Consider the following 6,685-nt stretch of genomic DNA (forward strand, 5'->3'; position numbering starts at 1 on the left):
CTCGGTCCGCGGCACGACAGCCGGGAGGCGCTGATGCGCGTACTGATCGTCACCGCCGTGCCCGCGGAACGGGACGCCGTCCTCCGCGGATGCGGCACGGCCGACGCCGACGCCGCCGAAGTCGCCGTGCCCGGCGGGGTGCTGCACCGGCTGCGGGCGGGCGGTCCCGACGGGCCGCCGCTCACCGTCGACGTGCTGGCCGCCGGGGTCGGACCGGCCGCCGCGGCGGCCGGGACCGCCACCGCGCTGACCGTCGCCGCCGTCCGGGGCGCCCCGTACGACCTCGCCGTCTCGGCCGGTATCGGCGGCGGCTTCGCGCCGCACGGCCCGCTGGGCTCCGTCGTGGTCGCCGACGCCGTCGTCGCCGCCGACCTGGGGGCCGAGACGCCCGACGGCTTCGCCGCCGTCACCGACCTCGGCTTCGGCACCGTCGCCCACCGGCCGCCGCCCGCCCTCGTCGCCGTCGTCGCCACGGCGATCGAGGCCGTACGCGGCACCGTGCTCACCGTGTCGACCGTGACCGGCAGCGCCGAGCGGGCCGCCGCGCTGCTGCGGCGCCATCCGGACGCCGTCGCCGAGGCGATGGAGGGCTTCGGGGTGGCCGAGGCGGCCGCCGCCCAGTCCGTGCCCGTCCTGGAGGTGCGGGCCGTCTCCAACGCGGTCGGCCCGCGCGACCGGGCGGCCTGGCGCATCGGCGAGGCACTCGACGCCCTGGCGGAGGCGTTCACCCGGGCCGCACCCGCCCTCGCGACCGCCGCCCCGGATCTGGCCCCGGCCCCAGACCCGGCGGCCCCGGATCCGGCTGCCCCGGAACCGGCCCTGGACCTGGAAGGAAGCCAGCCGTGACCGCACAGCCACTCACGATCGCCTACTCGCCCTGCCCGAACGACACATTCGTCTTCGACGCCTGGGCGCACGGCCGGATCCCGGGCGCGCCCGCGCTGGACGTCACGTTCGCCGACATCGACATCACCAACGGGATGGCCGAGCGCGGCGAGTCCGACGTGCTGAAGGTGTCGTACGCGGTGCTGCCCTGGGTGCTGGACGACTACGCGCTGCTGCCGTGCGGCGGGGCGCTCGGGCGCGGCTGCGGCCCGCTGGTGCTCACCAGGGAACCGGGCGCGGCGAAGGACCTCGCGGGCAAGACGGTCGCCGTGCCGAGCGAGCGGTCGACCGCGTACCTGCTCTTCCGGCTGTGGGCCGCCGCCGAGGTGCCGGGCGGGGTCGGGGAGATCCGGGTGCTGCCGTTCCACGAGATCATGCCCGCGGTACGGGACGGTCTGGCCGACGCCGGACTCGTCATCCACGAGGCCCGGTTCACCTATCAGAATTACGGCCTGCACTGCCTCGCCGACATGGGCGAGCACTGGGAGCTGACCACCGGGCTGCCCATCCCGCTCGGCGCGATCATCGCCAAGCGCTCGCTGGGCGCGGAGCGGCTGCGCGAACTGGCCGACGCCATCCGTACGTCGGTCCGGATGGCCTGGGACGACCCGGCGGCGTCGCGTCCGTACGTCCTGGAGCACGCCCAGGAGATGGACCCGCGCGTCGCGGACCAGCACATCGGGCTGTACGTGAACGAGTTCACCGCGGACCTGGGCGAGGACGGCTACGCGGCGGTGCGCGGACTGCTCACACGCGCGGCGGCCGAGGGGCTCGTACCGCCCCTCGGCCCGGACGCACTGGAATTCGCCTAATTCCGTTCGCTTTTACGTTCGCTTATCGACTATCGGCGCGGTTTCCGCATCACACGTCGAGCTGGTCGGCCACCGCCCGCAGCATCCCCGCGATCTTGTGGCCGTGCGCCTTGTCGGGATAACGGCCGCGCTCCAACTGCTGTGTCACGTTCTCCAGCAGCGTGGTCAAATCCTGGACGATCGACGCCAGCTCGTCCGGCTTGCGCCGCTGTGCGGCCGCGACGGACGGTGCCGGATCGAGAAGCGTCACCGAAAGCGCCTGGTCACCGCGGTTTCCCGCGACGACACCGAATTCAACGCGCTGCCCCGGCTTCAGCGCGTCCACGCCTTCCGGGAGCACCGACGAATGCACGAAGACGTCACCGCCGTCATCGCGGGAGAGAAAGCCAAAACCCTTCTCACTGTTGAACCACTTGACCTTGCCGGTAGGCACGTCTGTCCTCGTCCTCGTCGCTCGTCGGAAAACACGGAAAAACAGCTCTGGATAGCACTACAGCGGGTCGTAAGACCCGCCACCACCAAGGCTAATGGTCCCGAGCCTGGTGACAAGACGTACCCGGGTGGTTCCGGGTGGTTGGTATGCGCGCTCTGGCACGGATCTACCCTGGAGCGGTGAGCAACGAAACCCCGCACAGCGGAACCAGTGATGAGGCTCCCGGTGACCGGCTCGTCCGCATCGGCGTGATCGTCTTCGCCGTCGGCGCGGTCGCCACCCTCGCGACCGTCGCGCCCCTGTTCCTGGGCGCCGATCCGCTGCCGTCGGTGGCGTACTTCGTCTGCATGCTGATGGGCGTCGGCTTCGCGCTCGCGGCCGCCGGGATGCTGCGGTCGATCGCGGCGCAGCGGCGCGAGGCCGCCCGCGTCGCGCACCACAAGCCGTAGTCGCGCACCACAAGCCGTCATCGCGCGCGGGCCTCGTCACGCGCCCCGGCCGTAAGAGACCCCCGCAGCGGGTCACACCGCGGTGTGGCCCTCCAGCCACGCCGGGAACGCGGTCAGGTCGTCGAGCACGACGTCCGCCCCCGCCTCGCGCAGTTCCTCCGCGGCGCACGGCCCGGTGGCGACCGCCACCGACAGCGCCTCCGCCGTCCGCGCGCCCCGTACGTCACCGGTGTGGTCCCCGACGTACACCGACGCCCCGTACTCGCGCAGCGCCTCCGCCTTGGCCTCCGCCCACAGCCAGCCGATGACCGCGTCCGCCTCGATGCCCAGGTGGCTCAGGTGCAGCTCGGCGTTCGGCTCGTGCTTCGCCGTGACGACGATGGCGCGCCCGCCGGCCCGCTGCACCGCCGCTATCGCCTCCCGGGCGCCGCGCATGGCGAGGGTCGGGGGAATCGCGAACTCCGGGTACAGCGACCGGTACAGGTCGCCCATCTCCTGGATCCGCTCGTCCGGGAACCAGTGCGCCAGCTCCTGTTCCAGCGGCGGTCCGAGCCGGGTGATGGCGAGCTCGGCGTCGATCGGGGTTCCGGTCCGGGCGGCCAGCTCCTCGTAGGCGGCCTTGATGCCGGGGCGCGAGTCGATGAGGGTCATGTCGAGGTCGAAGCCGACGGTCAGGGGGGAAGCGCTCGGTACAGCCATGCCCGTCATTGTGCCTGGCCCTTGCATACACTAAGCGTCGCCTTACCTGCGCCGATCTCACGCGCGAGAACCGAACGAGCGAACGGAAGCGATGTCTGCCGACCGGGCCAGCAGCCGAAGTCCCAGAGCCGCACTGGTCCGGCGCCGCGTCGGCTGGACGGCCGCGGCCGTCGTCGCCCTCCTCTTCGCGGTGCTGCTCAGCCTCGCCCTCGGCAGCCGCCAGATCGCGCCGAGCCAGGTCGTGGACGCGCTGCTGCACGGCGGTACGAGCGACGCCGCCGACATCGTGCGGTCGCTGCGGCTGCCGCGTACGGTCGTCGGCCTGATGGTCGGCGCGGCGCTCGCCCTGGCGGGCACCGTGATGCAGGGCGTCACCCGCAACCCGATCGCCGACCCCGGTGTGCTCGGCGTCAGCCAGGGCGCGTCAGTGGGGGTCGTGCTCGCGATCGCCTTCGCCGGGGTGCACACGCTCACCGGGTACGTGTGGTTCGCCTTCGCGGGCGCGGGCCTCGCCGCGGTCGCCGTCTTCGCCATCGCCTCCGGCGGGCGGGGCGGCGCGAGCCCGGTCAAGCTCGCGCTCGCCGGGGCCGCCGTCAACGCCCTGCTGGTGTCCGTCACCTCGGGCGTGCTGACGACGAAGGCCGCCGCGCTGGACGAGTTCCGGTTCTGGCAGATCGGCTCCCTCGCGGGGCGCGACGCCGAGATCGCCGGCCAGATCTGGCCGTTCCTGCTGGTGGGCACGGTGCTCGTGGCAGCGGCCGCCCGCGGCCTGGACGCGCTGGCGCTCGGCGAGGACGTCGCGAAGGGGCTCGGCCAGAACATCGCGGTCGTCCGCGTCCTCGCGGGCCTCGGCGCCACGGTCCTCACCGGCGTCGGCGTCGCCGCCGCGGGCCCGATCGCCTTCGTCGGCCTCGCGGTCCCGCACCTCGCGCGGGCGGTGGTGGGCACGGACCACCGCTGGGTCCTGCCGATGGCCGCCCTGATCGGCCCGGTGATGCTGCTGGTATCGGACGTGGTGGGCCGCCTCGTCTTCCCGCCGAGCGAGGTCCCGGCGGGAGTGATGACGGCCCTGATCGGCGTCCCGTTCCTGGTCACGCTGGTACGGCGCAGGACGGTGACGGCATGAGCGCGGCTGAGAACACCAGCGGCGGCGCGGACGGCACGCGCGGCACCGGGAGCACCGGCAGCGCTGCCGACGGTACGCCCACCACCGGCAGCGCTGCCGGTGGTACGCCCCCCAGGGCCGACGCTCGCCCCACCGGCAGCACCGCCGTACGGGGGCGGACTGCCGTGCCGGAGCAGGCCGCCCCGCCGGGGCAGACTTCCGTACAGGGGCGAACCGGCCCGCCGCGGCAGGGCGCCGTGCCCGTACCGCGGCAGAGCGCCCGGCCCCCCGGCTACGGCCTCCTCCGCACCGGCCGCCGCGCCTCGTTCCTGCTGCACCGCCGCGCGGCCGTCGTCGCCCTCGCGCTGACCGCCGCCACGGCGGCCGTGTGCGTCGCGTACCTCTGCCTCGGCGAGAGCCCCATCGCCCCCGCCGACGCCGTGAAGGCCGTCCTGCACACCCAGTACGGCATCGGGCAGCCCACCCCGAACGACCTCGTCGTCGGCACCCTCCGCCTGCCCCGCATGACCCTCGGCCTGCTGGTCGGCGCCGCCTTCGGCATCGCGGGCGCGCTCATCCAGACCGTGGCCCGCAACCCGCTCGCCAGCCCCGACATCATCGGTGTCACCCAGGGCGCGAGCGCGGTCACGGTCGGGGCGATGACGTACGGCGTGACGGCCTTCGCCGTGCTGCCGTACGTCTCCGTCGCGGGCGGCCTGGGCGCCGCCGCCCTCGTCTACGTCTTCGCCTGGCGCGGCGGGCTCCAGGCCACCCGCTTCGTCCTCATCGGTATCGGGGTCGCCGTCGCGCTCCGCTCCATCACCCAGCTCTTCCTCACCAAGGGCGACTACCTCGTCGCCCAGCAGGCCAAGGTGTGGATGACCGGTTCCCTCAACGGGCGCGGCTGGGACGAGGCCGTCCCGCTCGGCTGGGCGCTGCTGTTCCTGCTGCCCGCCGTGCTGTGGGCGGCGCGGGCGCAGCGGACCGTCTCGATGGACGACGACACGGCGACCGCGCTGGGCGTACGGCTCGGGCGGGTACGGCTCGGGCTCGCCACCCTCGGCATCGTCCTCGCCGCGATGGCGACGGGCGCGGCGGGTCCGGTCGACTTCGTGGCGCTGCTCGCCCCGCAGATCGCCCGCCGCATGACCCGGACCGCGCAGATCCCGCTCCTCTGCTCGGCGCTGACCGGCGCGTTCATCGTCGTCGCCGCCGATCTGCTGGCGCGCAAGGCGTTCGCGCCGACCGAACTGCCGGTGGGGGTGCTGACCGCCGCGGTCGGCGCCCCGTATCTGATCTACCTGCTGCTGACGTCCGGGGGACGCGGCCGCAGCAGCCGCAACGGAGGCACCACGGCATGACCGCATCCGCAACGGGGCGGCTCGCCGCCCGCGACCTGACCCTCGCCTACGAGGACCGGACCGTCGTGGACGGCCTCGACCTGGCGGTACCCGACGGCGAGGTCACGGTCATCGTCGGCCCCAACGCCTGCGGCAAGTCCACCCTGCTGCGCGCCCTCGGCCGCCTCCTCAAACCGCGCGGCGGCGCCGTCCTCCTCGACGGCACGGACCTCGCCCGCATCCCCACCAAGAAGATCGCCCAGTCGGTCGGGCTCCTCCCGCAGACCCCGGTCGCGCCCGACGCGATCACCGTCGCCGACCTCGTCTCCCGCGGCCGCCAGCCGCATCAGCACTGGTGGCAGCAGTGGTCCGACGAGGACGAGCGCGCGGTCGGCGACGCGATGGAGCGTACGGACGTGACGGCGCTCGCCGACCGGCTGGTGGACGAGCTGTCCGGCGGCCAGCGGCAGCGCGTCTGGATCGCGATGGCCCTCGCGCAGGAGACCGGCCTCCTGCTGCTGGACGAGCCGACGACCTACCTGGACATCTCCCATCAGGTGGAGGTGCTGGACCTGGTCCGCCAGCTCAACCACGAGCGCGGCCGCACGGTGGTGGCCGTCCTGCACGACCTCAACCAGGCGGCGCGGTACGCGGACCACCTGATCGCGATGAAGGCGGGGCGCGTCGTCGCGCGCGGGCGCCCGTCGGAAGTGGTGACGGCGGAGCTGGTGCGGGAGGTGTTCGGGCTGGAGGCGGTCGTCGTACCGGACCCGGTGACGGGCAGCCCCCTCGTCGTCCCGGGCGCGCCGTGGCGGGCGGAGCCGGAGCGTACGGGGGGCGAGGGGGCGGTGGAGGCGGAACGCGGCTAGAAGGCTGCTGAAAATCTTGTCGAGGGGCTGTCCGGCTGCGGGCCGGGCGGCCCTTTTCGCTATGCGGTGGCCGGGGTGAGGTGCCAGGTGTTG

The 6,685-nt window shown here is 73.8% G+C and carries 8 protein-coding genes; 6 read left to right on the forward strand and 2 right to left on the reverse strand.

Annotated features, from left to right (window positions below):
• Positions 1 to 33 precede the first annotated feature (33 nt).
• Positions 34 to 846, forward strand: a complete 813-nt coding sequence (locus tag LCH29_RS42555) for a futalosine hydrolase (protein WP_446467046.1) — start codon at positions 34 to 36, stop codon at positions 844 to 846.
• Positions 843 to 1,697 carry a 1,4-dihydroxy-6-naphthoate synthase gene (locus tag LCH29_RS42560; RefSeq protein ID WP_446467047.1) on the forward strand — a complete coding sequence of 285 codons (855 nt, stop codon included), beginning with the start codon at positions 843 to 845 and terminating at the stop codon, positions 1,695 to 1,697. The genes LCH29_RS42555 and LCH29_RS42560 overlap by 4 nt, the downstream gene beginning before the upstream one ends.
• A gap of 49 nt (positions 1,698 to 1,746) precedes the next feature.
• Here LCH29_RS42560 and LCH29_RS42565 read toward each other — a convergent pair whose 3' ends face one another.
• Complete coding sequence (locus LCH29_RS42565; protein WP_123106577.1) at positions 1,747 to 2,130, reverse strand: cold-shock protein; 384 nt, start codon at positions 2,128 to 2,130, stop codon at positions 1,747 to 1,749.
• Positions 2,131 to 2,309: 179 nt separating this feature from the next.
• Between LCH29_RS42565 and LCH29_RS42570 the strand changes: the two genes are divergently transcribed.
• Positions 2,310 to 2,579 (forward strand): hypothetical protein, encoded by a 270-nt coding sequence (locus LCH29_RS42570; RefSeq protein WP_179935114.1) that lies wholly within the window; start codon positions 2,310 to 2,312, stop codon positions 2,577 to 2,579.
• Positions 2,580 to 2,651: 72 nt separating this feature from the next.
• Here LCH29_RS42570 and LCH29_RS42575 read toward each other — a convergent pair whose 3' ends face one another.
• Positions 2,652 to 3,287 (reverse strand): HAD family hydrolase, encoded by a 636-nt coding sequence (locus LCH29_RS42575; protein WP_446467048.1) that lies wholly within the window; start codon positions 3,285 to 3,287, stop codon positions 2,652 to 2,654.
• Between the two features lie 82 nt (positions 3,288 to 3,369).
• Between LCH29_RS42575 and LCH29_RS42580 the strand changes: the two genes are divergently transcribed.
• From LCH29_RS42580 to LCH29_RS42590, 3 genes are all read left to right on the forward strand, one after another.
• Positions 3,370 to 4,404, forward strand: a complete 1,035-nt coding sequence (locus LCH29_RS42580; RefSeq protein ID WP_446467049.1) for a FecCD family ABC transporter permease — start codon at positions 3,370 to 3,372, stop codon at positions 4,402 to 4,404.
• Positions 4,405 to 4,640: 236 nt separating this feature from the next.
• Entirely contained in the window at positions 4,641 to 5,744 is a 1,104-nt protein-coding gene (locus LCH29_RS42585; protein WP_446467054.1) for a FecCD family ABC transporter permease, read from the forward strand.
• On the forward strand, positions 5,741 to 6,592 hold the full coding sequence (locus LCH29_RS42590; protein WP_446467050.1) for an ABC transporter ATP-binding protein: 852 nt from the start codon (positions 5,741 to 5,743) through the stop codon (positions 6,590 to 6,592). The genes LCH29_RS42585 and LCH29_RS42590 overlap by 4 nt, the downstream gene beginning before the upstream one ends.
• Positions 6,593 to 6,685 lie beyond the last annotated feature (93 nt).

The sequence above is a fragment of the Streptomyces sp. BRA346 genome, from assembly GCF_052851135.1.

Excerpts from the sequence above, each read along its gene's own strand:
- LCH29_RS42580 (WP_446467049.1), top strand. The coding sequence starts at position 3,370 with ATGTCTGCCGACCGGGCCAGCAGCCGAAGTCCCAGAGCCGCACTGGTC.
- LCH29_RS42590 (WP_446467050.1), top strand. The coding sequence starts at position 5,741 with ATGACCGCATCCGCAACGGGGCGGCTCGCCGCCCGCGACCTGACCCTC.
- LCH29_RS42555 (WP_446467046.1), top strand. The coding sequence starts at position 34 with ATGCGCGTACTGATCGTCACCGCCGTGCCCGCGGAACGGGACGCCGTC.
- LCH29_RS42575 (WP_446467048.1), bottom strand. The coding sequence starts at position 3,287 with ATGACGGGCATGGCTGTACCGAGCGCTTCCCCCCTGACCGTCGGCTTC.